The sequence below is a fragment of the Vescimonas sp. genome (genome assembly GCF_057856985.1).
Genome location: NZ_DBLZXX010000029.1, coordinates 1 through 16522, shown reverse-complemented (window position 1 = coordinate 16522; position 16522 = coordinate 1). Strand labels below are relative to the sequence as shown.

Genomic DNA, 16522 nt, shown 5'->3' with positions numbered 1-16522 from the left:
ATAGTACCAGAAAAATTATGCCGAAAGAAGTCTACAAATTATTGCTTTTTCAGTACAGAATAAAAGGTTTCGGCATAATGTTTTTTACGGTATAATCTCCGTTATGCTTAATTCGTTATAATGGAGATTTTGGAGGGCTGTGGGACGGCGGCCAGAAAGACCAGCATTGGCTGGACTGGCTGGCTGAGAAACCCTTCACCACCTTGTTCGTGGACGGAAACCATGAGAACTTCGACCTGCTGAACGCCCTGCCGGAAAAAGAATGGCACGGCGGCAGAGTACATGAGGTGAGGGAAAATATCCTCCACCTGATGAGGGGCCAGATCTTCACCTTCGGTGGTCTTACCTGGTTCACGATGGGAGGAGCCTCTTCCCACGACATTCAGGATGGCGTCCTTGATCCGGAGGCCCCCGACTTCGAACAAAAGTATTGGCTGCTGCGCCGAATGCGAGGAATGTTCCGGGTCAAAGGACGCTCCTGGTGGGCGGAAGAAATGCCAAATGCCCGTGAATATGTAGAGGCACTGAAAAATCTGGAGCAGGTAAACTGGAAGGTAGACTGCATCCTGTCCCACTGCGGTCCCAGCAGTGTCGTGCGGAAAATCGACCCCTCCTATGGAAGTGACCAGCTCACCGATTTTCTGGAAACGGTCAATCAGCGGTGCCAGTTTACATACTGGTTCTTCGGGCATTACCACGACAACCGGATCATCAATGACAGATATATCCTCCAGTGGGAGCAGATTTCCGGATTAGAAATTTGAGTAAACGAGAAAATCATAACAGTGCCGCACAGAAATTGCTCTGTGCGGCACTGCTTACAACAATATAACCCCTTATAACCCCTTGAATATATAAGAGGAATGGGGTATAATAAATTTAGCAGAATGGAGGTGCGGTATGAAAGAAAAGATTCAGGAACTGGAGCGGCAGATCGCCGCCCTTCCCATCGGCTATATTTCCAAGAAGACGATCAACGGAAAGACGCGCTACTATCATCAGTGGACAGAAAATGGGAAGAAGCACAGCCAATATCTGCGGGATGGCGAACTGGAGCCGCTGCGGGAGCAAATAGAGCAGCGCAAAGTATTGCAGGCACAGCTGAAAGAGCTGCAAGCCAAGATGCCCAAAGTGCGCCAGCCAAAGTTGGACTTTGAAACCAGTGTAATTGTTGGTAAAGGATTGGCCGCCATGTCGCAGGGCGTAAAGGGCTGGGGCCTCCGTGACTGCTTCGGGCAATTGGAGGATTATCTCTACAGCAATGAAAGCGACAGGGTCTGCCTGGTTTTTGGCCTGCGCAGGACCGGAAAGACTACCATGCTCCGGCAGGCCATCGCCCGAATGAGCAAAGAGGATCTCAGCCGCACGGCCTATATCAAAGCCCGCAGAAGCGATACCATGGCCATGATGAACCGGGATCTGAAAAAACTGTTCGATGCGGGCTTCCGCTATGTATTCATTGATGAGGTCACTCTGATGCGGGATTTCATCGATTCTGCGGCTCTCTTCTCCGATGTGTTTGCGGCGATGGGAATGAAGATCATCCTCTCCGGTACGGACTCCCTCGGTTTTTGGCTGGCGATGGATCAGGAGCTCTACGACCGGGCAAAGCCCATCCACACCACCTTCATCCCATACCGGGAATACAGCCGCCTGCTGGGGATCGACAGCATTGATGAATATATCCGCTATGGCGGGACGCTGCGGGCCGGTGAGCTTGCTTTTGATGATGAAGATGTCAACGCCCAGGACGCCTCCTTCCGGGATGATGAGTCCACACGGCGATACATCGATACAGCGATCTGCAAAAACATTCAGCATTCCCTGGCCTGCTATGAGGCAGGCGGACATTTCCGCCACCTGTACTCTCTGTATGAGGCCGGTGAGCTGACCAGCGCCATCAACCGGATTATCGAGGACATGAACCACCGGTTCCTGCTCTCGGTTCTGACCGATGACTTCCAATCTCACGATCTACGGCTGACCGCCTCGAATCTTCGGAAAGAGCGTGACCCCGAAAAGCGTACCGAAATTCTGGATCATATCGATACGGAAGCGGTCACCCAGCGCCTGATGGAGCTGCTGGACATCCGCAACAAAGAGGAACAGTCCATCGGTATCACAGATACCCATATCCGGGAGATCAAAGAGTATCTCTCCGCATTGGAACTGATCGTAAACTGTCCCATTGAAACCGCTGACCCAGGAGCAAAACCTGTGGAACACATCCTGTTTACCCAGCCGGGGATGCGATACTGTCAGGCACAGGCTCTTGTCCACTCGCTGATGAAGGACGAGACCTTTTCAGCTCTCAGCGAATTGGAGAAGACCCAGGCTGCGGGCAGGATCCTCGAAGAAGTACGGGGACGGATGCTGGAGGATATTGTCCTGCTGGAAACCATGAAGTCGGCTGACAGAGAACACCGGGTGTTCAAGCTGCAGTTTGCGGTTGGCGAGTTTGACATGGTGATCTATGACGAGAAGGAAAACTGCTGCGAGATTTTCGAGATCAAGCACAGTGGCAAACAGGTCCCGGCACAATACCGGCATCTGCTTGACCAGGAAAAATGTGATAAGACCGAACAGCGGTTTGGCCCGATCCGAGGGCGATATGTTCTGTACCGCGGCGAGGATGTCGCATTGGAAAATGGAGTGCATTACCGGAATGTGGAACGCTATCTGAACGATCTGCCTGAGTTGAATATTGCCCCAGCACAGGAAGCTGGCATTGAGCAGACCGGCCCTGTTTTATAAGCTGCGGCACCTTCTGCACCAAAAACAAAAATATCGATTTTAACCGTCCTTTGCATTTGGACCGCACTCGAACACGCGAGTGCGGTCCTTTTTCTCTGATATTGCAGAAGATCGATGTGGGGCTTGACACCCGCCCGCTTCAAGGTCATTTTTCCCGTAGGAATGTCCTGGCGTTCCCGACCGAAGCGGTCGATTTCCCACACCAGGAGGCAGTCGAAGCGCCCATCCTCCGCGTCTCGCAGCATCCGCTGGAACTCGTCACGGCCGACGACGTTCTCGTCAGACATCCGGAAGAAATAAGGCTCCAGAGAACTCCGGAGCTTCTCGAACTGGCCGAGTTTGATTTTACTGTTTTACGGCCAACCGGTATTGGCGGTCTTTTTTAATGCCTTTCGTCCATGTTTGCCTCACCTTCGCCCCGATAGGCCGTGACCGCCTCGATGGCCTCCTCCGCTCCGGACCTCCTCGCCCAGCGGTAAAACAGCCAGAAAATACGGGACACGCCCTGCGTATCCCGTATTTTCTGGTTGGTATTCATTCTCCCCCGCACTGCTGCCAGCGCCAGGCGTCGCGGCACATATCCTCCAGCGACCGCCGCGCCCGCCAGTGCAGCACCTGCGCCGCCTTCTCCGTCCCGGCGTAGCACACCGCCGCATCGCCGGCCCGCCGCCCCGCCATCACGTAAGGCACCGTCACGCCGGTGGCCTGTTGGAAGGCGTCGATGAGCTCCAGCACGCTGGTGCCGCGGCCGGTGCCCAGATTGAACACCTCCGCACCGGTGTGCTCCTGCGCGTAGGCCAGCGCCGCCGCGTGCCCTTCCGCCAGATCCATCACGTGGACATAGTCCCGGATGCAGGTACCGTCCGGCGTGGGATAGTCGCTGCCGAACACGCTGAGCTTTTCCCGTATCCCCGCCGCCACCTGGGTGACATAGGGCATCAGGTTGTTGGGCACGCCGTTGGGCCGCTCCCCGATGCGCCCGCTCTCATGAGCGCCGATGGGGTTGAAGTACCGCAGCAGTACCACCGACAGCTCCGGCTCCGCCGCAGCCGCGTCCCGCAGGATCTCCTCAATAAAATACTTCGTCCTTCCGTAGGGATTGGTACACTGCCCCACCGGCATGTCCTCCGTCAGCGGTGAGGGGCTCTCCCCGCCGTACACCGTGGCGGAGGAGCTGAACACCAGCCTCCTGCACCCGAACTCCGCCATGACCTCCAGCAGTGTCAGCGTGGTGTCCAGATTGTTGCGGTAGTACTTCACCGGCTTGCGCACCGATTCCCCCACCGCCTTGAAGCCCGCGAAATGGATGACCGCGTCAATACTGTGGGCCGCGAACACGGCCCGCATGGCCTCCCGATCCGCCGCGTCCACGCGGCACACCGCCATTTTCCGTCCCGTGATCTCCTCCAGCCGCCGCGGCACGTCCGGACTGCTGTTGGAGAAATCATCCGCGATCACCACGTCGTACCCCGCAGCGGCGCAGGCCGCCGCCGTGTGCGACCCGATGTAACCGGCCCCGCCGGTCAGCAGTATCGCCATCGCATACATCCCCCTTTCTTCGATATTCCCATGATACCGTGGTCCATGTCCCCTGTCAAGAAATGCCTTTGGGCGCAAACGGTAAATTGTTACTTTTTTTCACTTGCAAAAGTGAAAAATTATAGTATCATTATGACACGCGCCGCACTCTGCTGGACGGAGGCGGCAGCAGGAGGTAACATAATGAATCAAGAAACGAAGCGCACGAAACTTTCCGTGCACGATCTGGTACAGCTGTCTGTACTGATCGCCATCATGCTGCTGTTGGAGCTGACGGGCCTGGGTATGATCAAGACCGCGGGCCTGGAGATCACCATCATGCTGGTACCGGTCATTGTGGGAGCCATCGTCATGGGCCCCGCCGCCGGCGCCCTGCTGGGCGGTGTATTCGGCCTCATCAGCTTCTGGGAATGCTTTGGCAAGAGCGCCTTTGGCGTGGTGCTGATGGGCATCAACCCTTTCCTCACCTTCCTTGTCTGCGTACCCACCCGCATCCTGGCGGGCTGGATCTGCGGCCTGGTGTTTCAGGCGCTGCGCAAGGTGGATAAGACCCGCCTGTTGTCCTTCGGCGCCGCCGGCCTGTCCGGCGCGCTGTGCAACACGGCGTTCTTCATGACCACCCTGTGCCTGTGCTTCTACAACACCGACTTCATTCAGGGCTTTGTGCAGGCCATGGGCAGCGCCAACGCCTTCCTGTTCGTCATCGCCTTTGTGGGTGTCAACGGTCTGGTGGAGGCCATCGTGTGCTTCTTCACCGGCGCCGTCATCGCCAAGGCTGTGGTGTTCAGCAGCGGCAAGCTGGCTGCCCGCCGCACCGCTGTACAGAACGGAAAGTGAGGTAGAGCACTATGATCCTCGCGCTGGATATTGGCAACACCCATATCGTCCTGGGCTGCATGGAGGGCCGGCGCATCCGCTATCTGTGCCGCATGGCCACCAACCGGCTCACCACCGGCGCGGAATACGCCGTCACCATCAGCCGCCTGCTGGAGTTCGGTCATATCGCGCCTGACGCCTTTGACGGTGCCATCATTTCCTCTGTGGTCCCCCAGGTCACCCGCTCCCTGTCGGAAGCCGTGAAAATGTTGACCGGTGTGGAGCCCATGGTGGTAGGTCCCGGCATCCGCTCCGACCTGACGGTCCGTCTGGACGACCCCGCCACGCTGGCCAGCGACCTGCTGGTGGCCGCCGTGGGCGCGCTGGACGTGTATGAGCCGCCCCTGATCCTCATCGACATGGGCACCGCCACCACCGTCACCGTACTGGATGGCGAGGGTGCGTTCCGCGGCGGGGCCATCATCCCCGGCGTGCAGCTGTCCCTGTCGGCGCTGGCGTCCCACACGTCGCTGCTGCCCGCCATCTCGCTGGATGCCCCGCCCCACGCCATCGGCACCAACACCGTGGACTGCATGAAAAGCGGCAGCATTCTGGGCGCCGCCCTGCTGCTGGACGGCATGATCGACCGCATGGAGGCCGAGCTGGGCCAAAAGGCCACGGTGGTGGCCACCGGCGGTCTGGCCCACTGCATTGTTCCCATCTGCACCCACGAGATCCTGCTCAACGAGGATCTTCTGCTCTACGGCCTTGCCGTGCTGTACGAAAAGAACCGCTGACAAAAAAAGAGGTCCCGCGTCCGTAGACGCGGGACCTCTTTTTTTGCTACTCACCCAGCAGCTTGCCCCAGGTATCGCGGCCTACGATGCCGTCCGCCGCCAGACCGGCAGCCCGCTGGAACCGTTTCACCGCCCCGGCGGTACCGCCGCCAAAGATACCGTCCACCGCGCCGCTGTCGCAGCCGTAGCCGTTGAGCAGGGCCTGTACGGCCCTGACGTGGCCGCCGGCGCTGCCTCTGCGCAGCACCGGCAGCAAAGACGCCGCACCGCTCTTCCTGTCCGACGCCGCTGCCGCCGGAACTGACGGAGCCGATGGTTCCGCCTCCCTGCCGTAGGCGATGGCGTCAAACGGGAAGTGGGTCCCCGGACATCCCGTAGCGTTGACATCGCTGTGCCGCTGCACCGTGGTGACGCCGTACTTCTTCTTGAGATACGCCACCAGCTCCGTACCGGCCCTGCGCTGCACCGCCGGCATCTCCTCCTTGTCGAAGCTGCCCTCGAAGCACACGCCGATGCTGTCGGAATTGCTGCCTCCGGCGTGAGCGCCCACGGTGTCCTCCGGCCTGCCGCGGTACACCGTGCCGTCCTTCCGCACGAAGAAATGGTAGCCGATGCCGGACCAACCGTTGGCCAGATGCCATGCGTGGATCTGGTCGGTACTGCACGTCACCGCCGCCGCATGGTGCAGGATGATACGCCTGGTGACGCCGCGTCTGGCCAGCGTTCCGTTCCAGCGGTAGGTCTTTTCGATGATCTTCATACGCTCTCGTCCTCGCAGCTCTGACACTCCCGCTTATACTGCGCCGTGCTGATGCCCAGCAGAGCGCCCAGAAACGTAGTGACCACGGCCACGGTGCCCACCACCTGTTCGGCGTACAGCCAGCCCCAGATGCCGCTGAGTCCCCAGTACAGGGCGCTCAGCGCCGGCAGCACAATGGTCACGATCCATTTCAGGGTATCATATACCTTGTCGCTCAGTTTCATATTTCTTTCCTTTCCGGCCCTCCGGCCTGTTACATCTTATGTACCGGCAGCTTGTCAACTTCCAGCATTACCCGTCTGGCGCTGCCGTTTCCCCCCATTTTTTCGTAGGGCTCGTACAGGTATACCCGCAGGTTCTCATATTCGTCCTGGGTGATGTACCCCCGCTCCACGTAGGCCATGCCCAGATGGACGATACGGTCGTGGGCCAGACCCACCAGCATCTTCCGCTCCGCATCGTCCTTGTCTGCCCGCCTGCCTACCAGTGCCCACAGGCCGGAGGACGCCAGTGCCGAGCCCAGCACCGCCGCCGTCAGCTGCATCCATGGTTCCACTTCACCTCACCCCTTCATATGCCCATGCTGTTGGCATAGTACATCACGCCATCGATGCTCAGCGTGCTCTGCACCGGCTCCCCGCTCATGACGGGGCGGCAGTCCGCCGCCTTGCCGGGCCGCGCCGCCGCCGTGGTGTACAGCTGCAAGTACCGCTGGCACTTCCACAGCATCCCCGCCCAGTCCGGTATCTCGTTCACCGCCCAGCTGCCGTCCGGCTCCTGATGGGCCAGCGTGGATACGCCGCCCAGCTCCAGCTTCACTGCTCTCAGGTCGATACGTCCGTCGTCCGGCACGCCGAAGCCCACCGCGCCGATGTCCTTGCTGCTCACCGTCAGTACGTTCAGCGTATTGGCCTTCAGCGTCATGCCGATGCCAGGGTCTGTCCCCGCCGCCGTCATGACGTAGGCGCTGCACGCGCCCATCACCGGCCCCGTCAGCACAGACAGCGTTGCCACCTCCGTCACCGGCCACTCCAGCTTCTGCTGGTAGTACACGCGGGTGCCGGTGCCGGACTCCTCCAGCTTCAGCACTCCGTTTCCCACTGTGGCGTAGCACTGTGCTGACCGCGCCTGCCACCGGTCCACGGTGAGTCCTGTACCGCTGTACACCGTCTTGCCCCGCTGATTCACCGGCGCACCGAAATACCAGTTGTCCAGCAGATTCCGGTTCCACGGCCTCGCCTTGGCGGAGATGGCGCTGCCGCTGATGGCGATGCCCTCCCCCGCCGTGTAGGCAGGCCCCGCCGGCCCCTGGAGTCCCTGCACGCCCTGAGGCCCCTGCTCTCCCTGCGGGCCCGCAGGGCCTACATCGCCCTTGTCGCCTTTGTCGCCCTTGTCGCCCTTGGGACCGCCGCTCCCCACGGGCAGCCGGCTGGTCTGATAGCCGCCGCTCTCCTCGTTCCACAGCAGCCAGTAGCCCTCCGCCCCCGCCTTGGGCGGATGGTCCATCATCCGCTGCAGCCGCTGCTCCAGCTCTGTAAACTTGGCGGGGATCTCCGGCCACGCCGTGTCCCCCGACAGGCTCCGGGGGATGAACACCCGCACCACGGTGCTGTGCCGCTGCACCGCGCCGTCAGCCCTGGCCGTGGCCCGCAGCTGTATGGCGTACTCCCCACTCTGGGGCAGGTCCTCCCGCTGCAGCAGCACCTGTCCGCCGCCGCTGACCTGCTCCAGCGTCAGGATGTTCAGCCCGCCCTCCGGCGCCTCCATCAGCACCTCCCAGTCATACCCCTCCGGCAGCTCGCCCCGGATCTCCAGCGGGACGCTGCCGCTGTCGAACTGCATGGCCACCGGCGCGCCGTCCCACGTGAGATGCCATTCCTTAAATTGGATCATGTCGCTTCCCTCCTATCGTTGGTTTCGCCTCTGCACGCCCCGCAGCCCTTTGCCGCACGCCGGCATGCAACGCACCCCGGAACCTTTTTCCCACCATGCGCCTGCATCGCGGCGCTTCCATGCGGTTTTTTGTATCCTCCCCGTTCTTTTTGTACTTTTTCAATAAATTTTTCCGCTTTTATTGCTTTTCCCAAAAATTATGGTATACTATCAGTGTTTGCTTGCATAACAACTTTTTTTCCTGTGCTGATACCACATCTTCTGCCGCCCTGTGCGGTATGAAGTTACCGTGCTCTGGACAAACTGTGAGCAGAGCTTATTGACCATCTGAAAAGAGGGAACTGCCTTGAACAAATACATGATCCATGGCGGCCATCCGCTGTTTGGCGAAGTGACCATCAGCGGCGCAAAGAACGCCGCCGTCGCCATTATTCCCGCCGCCCTGCTGGTGGACGGCACCTGCCGCATTGAGAACATCCCCCAGATCAGCGACGTGACCCTGTTCTTCTCCATTCTGGAGGAGCTGGGCGCCCGCATCCGCGTCCTGAACCGCCACGCGGTGGAGATCGACTGTCACGCCATCCACAGCACCCGCCCGTCCTATGATCTGGCCCGCCGTATCCGCGCCAGCTATTACCTGCTGGGCGCTTTGCTGGGCCGCTTCGGTCAGGCCACCGTGGCCATGCCCGGCGGCTGCAACTTCGGCGTCCGCCCCATTGACCAGCATATCAAGGGCTTCACCACCATGGGCGCCGAGGTGTCCGTGGAGGGCGGCTTTATCCACACCGCCGCCAAAGACGGCCGTCTCGTGGGCGCGCCGGTGTATCTGGATGTTGTCTCCGTGGGTGCCACCATGAACATCATGATGGCCGCCGCTCTGGCTGAGGGTACCACCACCATTGAAAACGCCGCCAAGGAGCCGCACATCGTGGATCTGGCCAACTTCCTGAACTCCATGGGCGCGGACATCAAGGGCGCGGGCACCGACTCCATCAAGATCCGCGGCGTGAAGAAGCTCACCGGCGGCACCTACTGCATCATTCCCGACCAGATCGAGGCCGGCACCTATATGGCCGCGGTGGCCGCCGCCGGCGGCCAGCTGCTGCTGAAGAACATCATCCCCAAGCACATGGACTGCATCAGCGCCAAGCTCATGGAGATGGGCGTGGCCGTGGAGGAAAATGACGATACGCTGCTGGTCCGCCGCAGTGAGCCGCTGCAGAAGGCCAACGTCAAGACTCTGCCCTACCCCGGCTTCCCCACGGATATGCAGCCGCAGATCGCCGCCGTGCTGTCTCTGGCTCAGGGCACCAGCCTTGTCACCGAGGGCGTCTACGGCGCCAACCGCTTCAAGTACGTGGACGAGCTGAAGCGTCTGGGCGCCCACATTCAGGTGGACGGCAAGGTGGCTGTCATCGAGGGCGTTGACCAGCTGGTGGGCGCTCCCATCCAGGCCTGCGACCTGCGGGCCGGCGCGGCGCTGGTCATCGCCGGTCTGGCCGCCAAGGGCACCACCGAGCTGAGCTGTGTCCAGTATATCGAGCGCGGCTATGAGGATCTGGTAGGCAAGCTCCGTGCCGTGGGTGCGGACATCGCCATGGTGGACGTGCCCGAGGAGAGCGAGGCCGAATCCCACATCAGCTGACAGGAGCCAGGACAGCGTTTGCTGCGAGAGGCCGCAGCCTTTGCGGCCTGCTGCGGCAGACGCTGTTATTTTTCCGGAAAGGTACATACCGCTTTGATCACCCTACATACACTGGCCAGCGGCTCCGAGGGCAACAGCCTGCTGGTCTCCGCCGATGGCACCCACCTGCTGGTGGATGCCGGCATCTCCGCCCGCCGCATCAAACAGTCTCTGGCCCTGCTGGGCCTGACGCCGGACGACCTGTCCGCCATTCTCATCAGCCATGAGCACACGGACCACACGGCAGGGCTTGCCACCCTCCTGAAGCACCACCCCATCCCGCTGTACGCCACCGGCGGCACGGCCTTCTATCTCCGTCCCCGTCTGCCCCAGCTGGACAGCTGCCTGCGTCCCGTATCCCCTGGCAGCAGCTTTCCCGTGGGCCCCGCACAGGTGACGGTATTTGCCACCAGCCACGACGCGGGGGAAAGCGTGGACTACCGCGTGGACTGCGGCGACGCCGCCGTGGGCATCCTCACCGACACCGGCTTTGTGCCGGAACCGGCGGCCGCCGCCCTCACCGGCGTGGATCTGCTGGTGCTGGAGAGCAACCACGATGTGGAGTGGCTTCGCTCCGGCCCCTACCCCTACTCCCTGAAACAGCGCATTTTGGGCCAACGCGGCCACCTGTCCAACGAGGACGCCGCCGCCTTTGCCCGCCGCATGGCGGAGTGCGGCACCCGCTGCATCATCCTGGCCCATCTGAGCCGCGAGAACAACACGCCCCAGCGGGCGCTGGCCGTCATGGAAACGGCCCTGTCCGGTCTGGATGTGACCGTAGAGGTGGCCCCTCGCGGCGAGCTGAGCGCCTGCTACGGAGCGGAGGTGGCACTGTGCAGAAGGTGACCCTCCTCTGCGTCGGCAAGCTGAAGGAAAAGTTCTATCTGGAGGCCGCCGCCGAGTACGCCAAGCGTCTCCAGCGGCTGTGCCGTCTGGAGGTCATTGAGCTGCCGGAGAGCCGTCTGCCCGACGAGCCCTCCCCCGCCGAGATCCGCCGCGCTTTGCAGACGGAGGCCGCCGCCATCCGCGAAAAGCTGCCCAAGGGCGGCGCGCTGGTGGCCCTGTGCATCGAGGGCAAGCCCTGCTCCAGTGAGGAGCTGAGCCGCCGCCTGACGGAGCTGGGGGTGCAGGGCAAGACCCAGATCACCTTTCTCATCGGCGGCAGCGTGGGACTGGACGAGAGCCTGAAGCAGCAGGCCGACTGGCGGCTGAGCATGTCGCCCATGACGTTCCCCCATCACATGGCCCGCATCATGCTGCTGGAGCAGATCTACCGTGCCTACCAGATCGCCGGCGGCGCAAAATACCACAAATAGGAGGTCTCACCCATGGAAAACTGGAGCTTTACCGGCCGTCCCGATGTCCCCGCGTGGCCCAAGGACGAGTCCGGCCGCGACGAAAAGGCCGCGCTGCTGAGGCAGACCTTTGACTCCCCCGCCGACGCCGACACCGTCATCTCCCTGCTGTCGGCCTACGGCGTCCCCTGCTTCAAATACTACGACCGCGAGGGCGGCGCCGGTAAGGTCATCAACGGCTTTTCCGGCTTCGGCGTCAGCCTGTATGTCCCCGCCTCCCGTCTGGAGGAGGCCCGGGACATTCTGAATGCCACCCCCGTGGAAAGTGACGAGTAAGTGCATAAAAATCCGGAAAGGAGTACCGATATGAACTACAAACAGGAATACGAGCGCTGGCTCCGCAGCGACGCCCTCTCCCCCGCCGAGCACGCGGAGCTGGAAAGCATCGCCGGCGACGAAAAGGAGATCGAAAACCGCTTCTACGGTCCGTTGGAGTTCGGCACCGCCGGTCTGCGGGGCACCATGAAGGTGGGCCTGCACCAGATGAACATCCACGTCATCCGCTGGGCCACCCAGGGCTTCGCCAACGTCATCGCCGCCGAGGGTGAGGCCGCCAAAAAGAAGGGCGTGGCCATCTGCATGGACTGCCGCAACAACAATATGCTGTTCTCCCACGCCGCCGCCGAGGTCTGTGCCGGCAACGGCATCCACGTCCGCATTTTCGAGTCCCTGCGGCCCACGCCGGAGCTGAGCTTCGCCGTCCGCTACTACGGCTGTCAGGCGGGCATCAACGTCACCGCCAGCCACAACCCCAAGGAGTACAACGGTTATAAGGTCTACTGGTCCGACGGCGCCCAGCTGCCGCCCCAGCACGCCGACGCCATCGCCGCCCAGCTGGAAAAGATCGACATCTTCACCGGCGTGAAGCGCATGGACTTCGAGGAGGCGGTGCAGGCCGGTCTCATCGAGATCATGGGCGAGGAGACGGACCGCGCCTTTATGAAAGAGGTCATGGCCATGGTCAACGACCGCGAGTCCATGTCCAAGGTGGCCGACACCTTCAAGGTGGTCTACACCCCGTTCCACGGCTGCGGCTGGAAGCTGGTGCCGGAAGCCCTGCGGGGTCTGGGCGTCAAGCACCTGTACTGCGTGGAGCAGCAGATGGTGCTGGACGGCAACTTCCCCACCGTGGCCTCCCCCAATCCCGAGAATCCCGAGGGCTTTTATCTGGCCATCGAACTGGCGGACAAGGTCGGCGCCGACTTTATTCTGGGCACCGATCCCGACAGTGACCGCGTGGGCATCATGGTCCGCGACCATACCGGAAAGTTCGTGGCCGTCACCGGCAACCAGACCGGCGTGCTGCTGCTGGATTATCTGATCGGTGCGCTGCGCCGCGCCGGGAAAATGCCGGAAAAGCCGGTGTTTCTGAAGTCTATCGTCACCACCAACATGGCCCGTACCGTGGCCGAGGCCAACGGCGTCACCTGCTGCGACACCTTCACCGGCTTTAAGTTTATGGCCGAGAAAAAGGCGGAGCTGGAGTCCTCCGGTCAGGGTGAGGTCATTCTGTCCTACGAGGAGAGCTACGGCTATATGATGGGCGACTACGTCCGCGACAAGGACGCCGTCACCGCGTCTCTCATCATCACCGAGATGGCGGGCTGGTACGCCGCCCAGGGCATGACCCTCTACGATGCGCTGCAGGCCCTGTACGTCAAGTACGGCTGGTACGGTGAAAAGACCCACAATCTGGTGATGCCCGGTGTGGACGGGCTGGAGAAGATGGCCGCACTGATGAAGCATCTGCGCCAGACGCCTCCCGCTGACATCGCCGGGGTGGCCGTCACCGTCCGCAAGGACTATGCCGACGGAACCGCAACCGATTGCGCCACAGGGGTTTCCAGCCCCATGGAGCTTCAAGGAAGCAACGTGCTGCGCTACGAGCTGGCCGATGGCACCACCATTCTGGTGCGCCCCTCCGGCACAGAGCCCAAGATCAAGATCTACATCCTCACCCGCGGCAAGGACGCGGCGGAGCGGGACGCCAACCTCGTCAAATACTCCGCATGGGTGGAGACCCTGGTCAGGTAACAGCGGCGCGCCCCTTTTGACCCCCGATCTTCGTAAAAAAGAACTGCATGATGAAGAAAAAAAGAGACTGGGAACTTTCCCAGTCTCTTTTCTGCGTTTTTTTGCCGAAACGGTTATCTCCAGATCTCGCTGTAGAAGTAAACGGCCAGCATACCCGGGCCCACATGTGCGCCGGTGACAGGTTCATGACACACGGTGAGGATCTCTCCGGTGCAGCCCACCTGCCGCAGCTTGGTAGCCACCACCAGCGCGTCCGCCGGAGAACCGGCGTGGGAGATGCCCACGGGGGCACTGCGGTCCTCCACCATCTGGTCGTACAGCTTCACCAGCTCCTCGATGCCGGCCTTCTTGCCGCGGACCTTGGAGAGCATCACGATCTTGCCCTCCTCGTCGCCCTCGAGGATGGGTTTGATCTGCAGCAGCGTACCGGCCAGCGCCGCACCGCCGGAGATGCGGCCGCCCTTGCGCAGGAACTTCAGCTCGTCCACCATAAAGTGCTGGCGCATCTTGCCGCACAGCTCCTCACAGCGGACCTCGATCTCCTCGATGACGCGGCCCTCCGCCGCCAGCTTGGCAGCCGCCAGCACGATGAGACCTTCGCCCAGGGACGCGCCCCGGCTGTTCAGCACGCGGATCTTCCGGTCCGGATACTCCTCGGCCAGCTCCTTGGCCACCAGCCCCACGCCCCAGCAGGTACCGCTGACGCCGCTGGAGAGGCCGATATACAGCACATCGTCGCCGTTTTTCAGATGCGGCTCCATTTCCCGCCGGGCGGCGTCCGGTGTAACCATGGAGGTCTGCACCACGGCGCCGTGCCGCATGGCCTCGTAAAAGCTGCGGCCATCGAACTCCGCGTTGATATCCGCCGGCTGACCGTCTATGGTGTAGGTCAGGCAAAGCTCACCGATGCCGTACTGCTCCAGCAGGTGCTTGGGCAGGTTTGCCGCGTTGTCGGTCATAATACGTACCATAACAGTGTTCTCCTTTTTGCTTTCGCATACTATGCCAGCTGCGGCACGACCCACTGGGCCAGCGTGTCAAACAGCTGCCGGTATCCCGGCATGGTCAGGTGGATGCCATCCGCCGAAATGAGCTCCGACAGATCCCGCTGCGGCAGGAAACGGCGGCGCACGTCGATCAGCGGCAGACCCTCGCGCATGGCGAAGGAGGCCACTGTGTCGGAATACAGCTCCTGATACCGGTAGATGCAGCCCACATCGCCCAGCCAGCGCATGATACTGTCTCGGCTGAGGCCGCCCCTACAAATATAGTCCAAATAACGAGCGCCGTCAATAGGTGGAAGTGTCATCAGCACCGGCTGCACCCCCACGCGGGCCAATTCTGTTACCGTCTGCTTCAATTTGGACAGAAATTCCGGCAGCTCCGTGCGGGGCCTGTGGTCCCCCTCGGGGTCGGCGGCGATGCCGGCCCAGTCGAAATCACTGTCGTTGCCGCCGTAGGCCACCAGCGCCCAGCGGGCGTCCATACCACGGGCCACGTCGTGCTCCACCAGCGAGAGTCCCTTGCTGATGGTGGAGCCCATCTTGGCACGGTTCACCACCTCCAGCCGCTCCGTGGGGTACTGGGCCATGACCTCCGAAAGATGAAAATGATAGCGCATGGCGGCGTCCGGCACCGTGGCCTTCAGCAGCGAATCTCCATAAATATAGGCACGCTCCATGATCTGCCCTCCTTGACGTCTTTTTATATAATATAGCATATTAGATTTCCTGCGTCAAGGTATCCGTTGCACATTTTTCTTGTCAGCTGCGGCATCTTGTGATATAGTATATTACGTTCATTGACAAGGAGGCGTCGTTATGCAATACGACAAAAGTCTTGTGGCCCATAAGCTGCTGCGCTGGGACAAGTTCATCACCGATTACCATCTGCCGGAGTGGGACTCCATCCCCGATTTCGGCCTGTATATGGATCAGGTCATCGTGCTGCTGGAGCAGTATCTCAGCTTCATCCCCACGCCGGCGGGGGCCAAGGAGCATATCGTCACCTCCGCCACCATCAACAACTACGTGCGGCTGAAGATCATGCCCGCGCCGGTGAAGCGGAAGTATCATCGGGTACACATCGCCTATCTGGTGATGATCCTGACCATGAAGCAGAGTCTCAGCATCAGCGACGTGCAGAAGGTCATCCCGCCGATGGACAGCAGCGAGGATGAGGTGCTGTCTGTCTATGAGGACTACTCGGAGAAGTTCCGGCGGCTGGCGCTGTTTTTCAACCAGCAGGTGCAGTCCGCCGCAGAGGGTGTCCGCAGCACGGAGCAGGGCAGCGACAACGCCGTGGAGCTGCTGGTCATTGAGAGCGCCCTGATCGCGGGCTTTTCCAAAATTCTGGCGGAGAAGCTCATCCGTCTGTGCGGCGCGGACACGGAGGATGTACTGGCGGCGGAACAGGCCAAAGAGGAATAAAAAGAGAGGGCTGGGGGCGTCTTTCACAGGTACACAAAGTAGCCTGACCTTTTGTATGGGCAGGCAGTGGCGCAAGCCGCTGCCTGCCTGTTCTTTTTTCTGCCTTGATTTTGTCTGTTCTGTGCTTACGACACCTGCGTCTGCGCGGCCATCTGCTGCACGACCATTTCCAGAGAGGGAATGAAGTGGACTTCGGCACTCTCGGCATCTTCTGCGGACATGGTGCTGTCTACGACACCGATGTCGCGGTAGATGATCCGCACCTCCTGCATACCATTGCGGTTGTAGCGTCCGGGCCTCTCGCCAATGTCGATGCGTTCAATGAACAGCCACAACAGCTCCGGCGTCAGCTCGGTTATCTCCGTGTGCCGGCTGGCTTTCTCAATGAAGGCGTCCACGTTGGCGGCGGAGGCTTTCAGCTTCTCCAGCTTCGCCTGCTTCTCCGGGATGGCTGCGGCCAG

General features: G+C 61.1%; 21 protein-coding genes. 11 read left to right on the top strand and 10 right to left on the bottom strand.

Going from position 1 to position 16522, the window contains the following annotated elements; genetic code table 11:
* Positions 1-110 precede the first annotated feature (110 nt).
* Together ACZM22_RS10680 and ACZM22_RS10675 are read left to right on the top strand one after the other, a co-directional pair.
* Entirely contained in the window at positions 111-764 is a 654-nt protein-coding gene (locus tag ACZM22_RS10680) for a metallophosphoesterase (RefSeq protein ID WP_489544050.1), read from the top strand.
* Positions 765-900: 136 nt separating this feature from the next.
* Positions 901-2754 carry a DUF6788 family protein gene (locus tag ACZM22_RS10675; protein ID WP_243126159.1) on the top strand — a complete coding sequence of 618 codons (1854 nt, stop codon included), beginning with the start codon at positions 901-903 and terminating at the stop codon, positions 2752-2754.
* Here the strand turns inward: ACZM22_RS10675 and ACZM22_RS10670 are convergent.
* Complete coding sequence (locus ACZM22_RS10670) at positions 2676-2957, bottom strand: hypothetical protein (RefSeq protein WP_489544049.1); 282 nt, start codon at positions 2955-2957, stop codon at positions 2676-2678. The genes ACZM22_RS10675 and ACZM22_RS10670 overlap by 79 nt on opposite strands.
* Between ACZM22_RS10670 and ACZM22_RS10665 the strand changes: the two genes are divergently transcribed.
* Positions 2856-3140, top strand: coding sequence for a hypothetical protein (locus tag ACZM22_RS10665; protein WP_489544051.1), 285 nt, complete (start codon positions 2856-2858; stop codon positions 3138-3140). The genes ACZM22_RS10670 and ACZM22_RS10665 overlap by 102 nt on opposite strands.
* On the opposite strand, the gene ACZM22_RS10660 is transcribed toward ACZM22_RS10665, so the two are convergent.
* Both ACZM22_RS10660 and galE read right to left on the bottom strand, forming a co-directional pair.
* Positions 3137-3292: a hypothetical protein gene (locus ACZM22_RS10660; protein WP_489544048.1), complete on the bottom strand. Its 156-nt coding sequence runs from the start codon at positions 3290-3292 to the stop codon at positions 3137-3139. The two genes, ACZM22_RS10665 and ACZM22_RS10660, sit on opposite strands and share 4 nt — an antisense overlap.
* Positions 3289-4293: a UDP-glucose 4-epimerase GalE gene (gene galE / locus ACZM22_RS10655; protein WP_489544047.1), complete on the bottom strand. Its 1005-nt coding sequence runs from the start codon at positions 4291-4293 to the stop codon at positions 3289-3291. The genes ACZM22_RS10660 and galE overlap by 4 nt, the downstream gene beginning before the upstream one ends.
* A gap of 183 nt (positions 4294-4476) precedes the next feature.
* Here galE and ACZM22_RS10650 point away from each other — a divergent pair, with 183 nt between their 5' ends.
* Positions 4477-5130 (top strand): ECF transporter S component, encoded by a 654-nt coding sequence (locus tag ACZM22_RS10650; protein ID WP_483267580.1) that lies wholly within the window; start codon positions 4477-4479, stop codon positions 5128-5130.
* Between the two features lie 11 nt (positions 5131-5141).
* A complete protein-coding gene (locus tag ACZM22_RS10645) occupies positions 5142-5906 on the top strand; it encodes a type III pantothenate kinase (protein ID WP_489544046.1) in 765 nt (254 codons plus the stop codon).
* A gap of 46 nt (positions 5907-5952) precedes the next feature.
* On the opposite strand, the gene ACZM22_RS10640 is transcribed toward ACZM22_RS10645, so the two are convergent.
* The 4 genes from ACZM22_RS10640 to ACZM22_RS10625 are packed head-to-tail and all read right to left on the bottom strand — an operon-like array spanning position 5953 to position 8559.
* Entirely contained in the window at positions 5953-6666 is a 714-nt protein-coding gene (locus tag ACZM22_RS10640; RefSeq protein WP_489544045.1) for a peptidoglycan recognition protein family protein, read from the bottom strand.
* Entirely contained in the window at positions 6663-6890 is a 228-nt protein-coding gene (locus tag ACZM22_RS10635; protein ID WP_489544044.1) for a phage holin, read from the bottom strand. Before ACZM22_RS10635 ends, ACZM22_RS10640 begins: the two co-directional genes overlap by 4 nt.
* A 29-nt stretch (positions 6891-6919) precedes the next feature.
* Positions 6920-7222, bottom strand: a complete 303-nt coding sequence (locus ACZM22_RS10630; protein WP_484437384.1) for a hypothetical protein — start codon at positions 7220-7222, stop codon at positions 6920-6922.
* Between the two features lie 14 nt (positions 7223-7236).
* Complete coding sequence (locus ACZM22_RS10625; RefSeq protein WP_489544043.1) at positions 7237-8559, bottom strand: hypothetical protein; 1323 nt, start codon at positions 8557-8559, stop codon at positions 7237-7239.
* Positions 8560-8905: 346 nt separating this feature from the next.
* Here ACZM22_RS10625 and murA point away from each other — a divergent pair, with 346 nt between their 5' ends.
* From murA to ACZM22_RS10600, 5 genes are all read left to right on the top strand, one after another.
* Complete coding sequence (gene murA / locus ACZM22_RS10620) at positions 8906-10204, top strand: UDP-N-acetylglucosamine 1-carboxyvinyltransferase (RefSeq protein WP_483267574.1); 1299 nt, start codon at positions 8906-8908, stop codon at positions 10202-10204.
* A gap of 93 nt (positions 10205-10297) precedes the next feature.
* Complete coding sequence (locus tag ACZM22_RS10615; RefSeq protein WP_489544042.1) at positions 10298-11089, top strand: MBL fold metallo-hydrolase; 792 nt, start codon at positions 10298-10300, stop codon at positions 11087-11089.
* Positions 11077-11559: a 23S rRNA (pseudouridine(1915)-N(3))-methyltransferase RlmH gene (rlmH, locus tag ACZM22_RS10610; RefSeq protein ID WP_489544041.1), complete on the top strand. Its 483-nt coding sequence runs from the start codon at positions 11077-11079 to the stop codon at positions 11557-11559. Before ACZM22_RS10615 ends, rlmH begins: the two co-directional genes overlap by 13 nt.
* Before the next feature lie 12 nt (positions 11560-11571).
* A complete protein-coding gene (locus tag ACZM22_RS10605; RefSeq protein WP_483267571.1) occupies positions 11572-11874 on the top strand; it encodes a putative signal transducing protein in 303 nt (100 codons plus the stop codon).
* 30 nt (positions 11875-11904) lie between these two features.
* Positions 11905-13632, top strand: coding sequence for a phospho-sugar mutase (locus tag ACZM22_RS10600; protein WP_489544040.1), 1728 nt, complete (start codon positions 11905-11907; stop codon positions 13630-13632).
* Positions 13633-13745: 113 nt separating this feature from the next.
* On the opposite strand, the gene ACZM22_RS10595 is transcribed toward ACZM22_RS10600, so the two are convergent.
* Positions 13746-14603, bottom strand: a complete 858-nt coding sequence (locus tag ACZM22_RS10595) for a DegV family protein (protein ID WP_484437379.1) — start codon at positions 14601-14603, stop codon at positions 13746-13748.
* Positions 14604-14632: 29 nt separating this feature from the next.
* Complete coding sequence (locus ACZM22_RS10590) at positions 14633-15313, bottom strand: SGNH/GDSL hydrolase family protein (protein ID WP_489544039.1); 681 nt, start codon at positions 15311-15313, stop codon at positions 14633-14635.
* A gap of 139 nt (positions 15314-15452) precedes the next feature.
* Here ACZM22_RS10590 and ACZM22_RS10585 point away from each other — a divergent pair, with 139 nt between their 5' ends.
* Positions 15453-16061, top strand: a complete 609-nt coding sequence (locus tag ACZM22_RS10585) for a DUF1836 domain-containing protein (RefSeq protein ID WP_489544038.1) — start codon at positions 15453-15455, stop codon at positions 16059-16061.
* A gap of 125 nt (positions 16062-16186) precedes the next feature.
* Here the strand turns inward: ACZM22_RS10585 and ACZM22_RS10580 are convergent.
* On the bottom strand, positions 16187-16522 hold a 336-nt coding region (locus ACZM22_RS10580), incomplete at its 5' end, for a DUF4368 domain-containing protein (protein WP_489544037.1).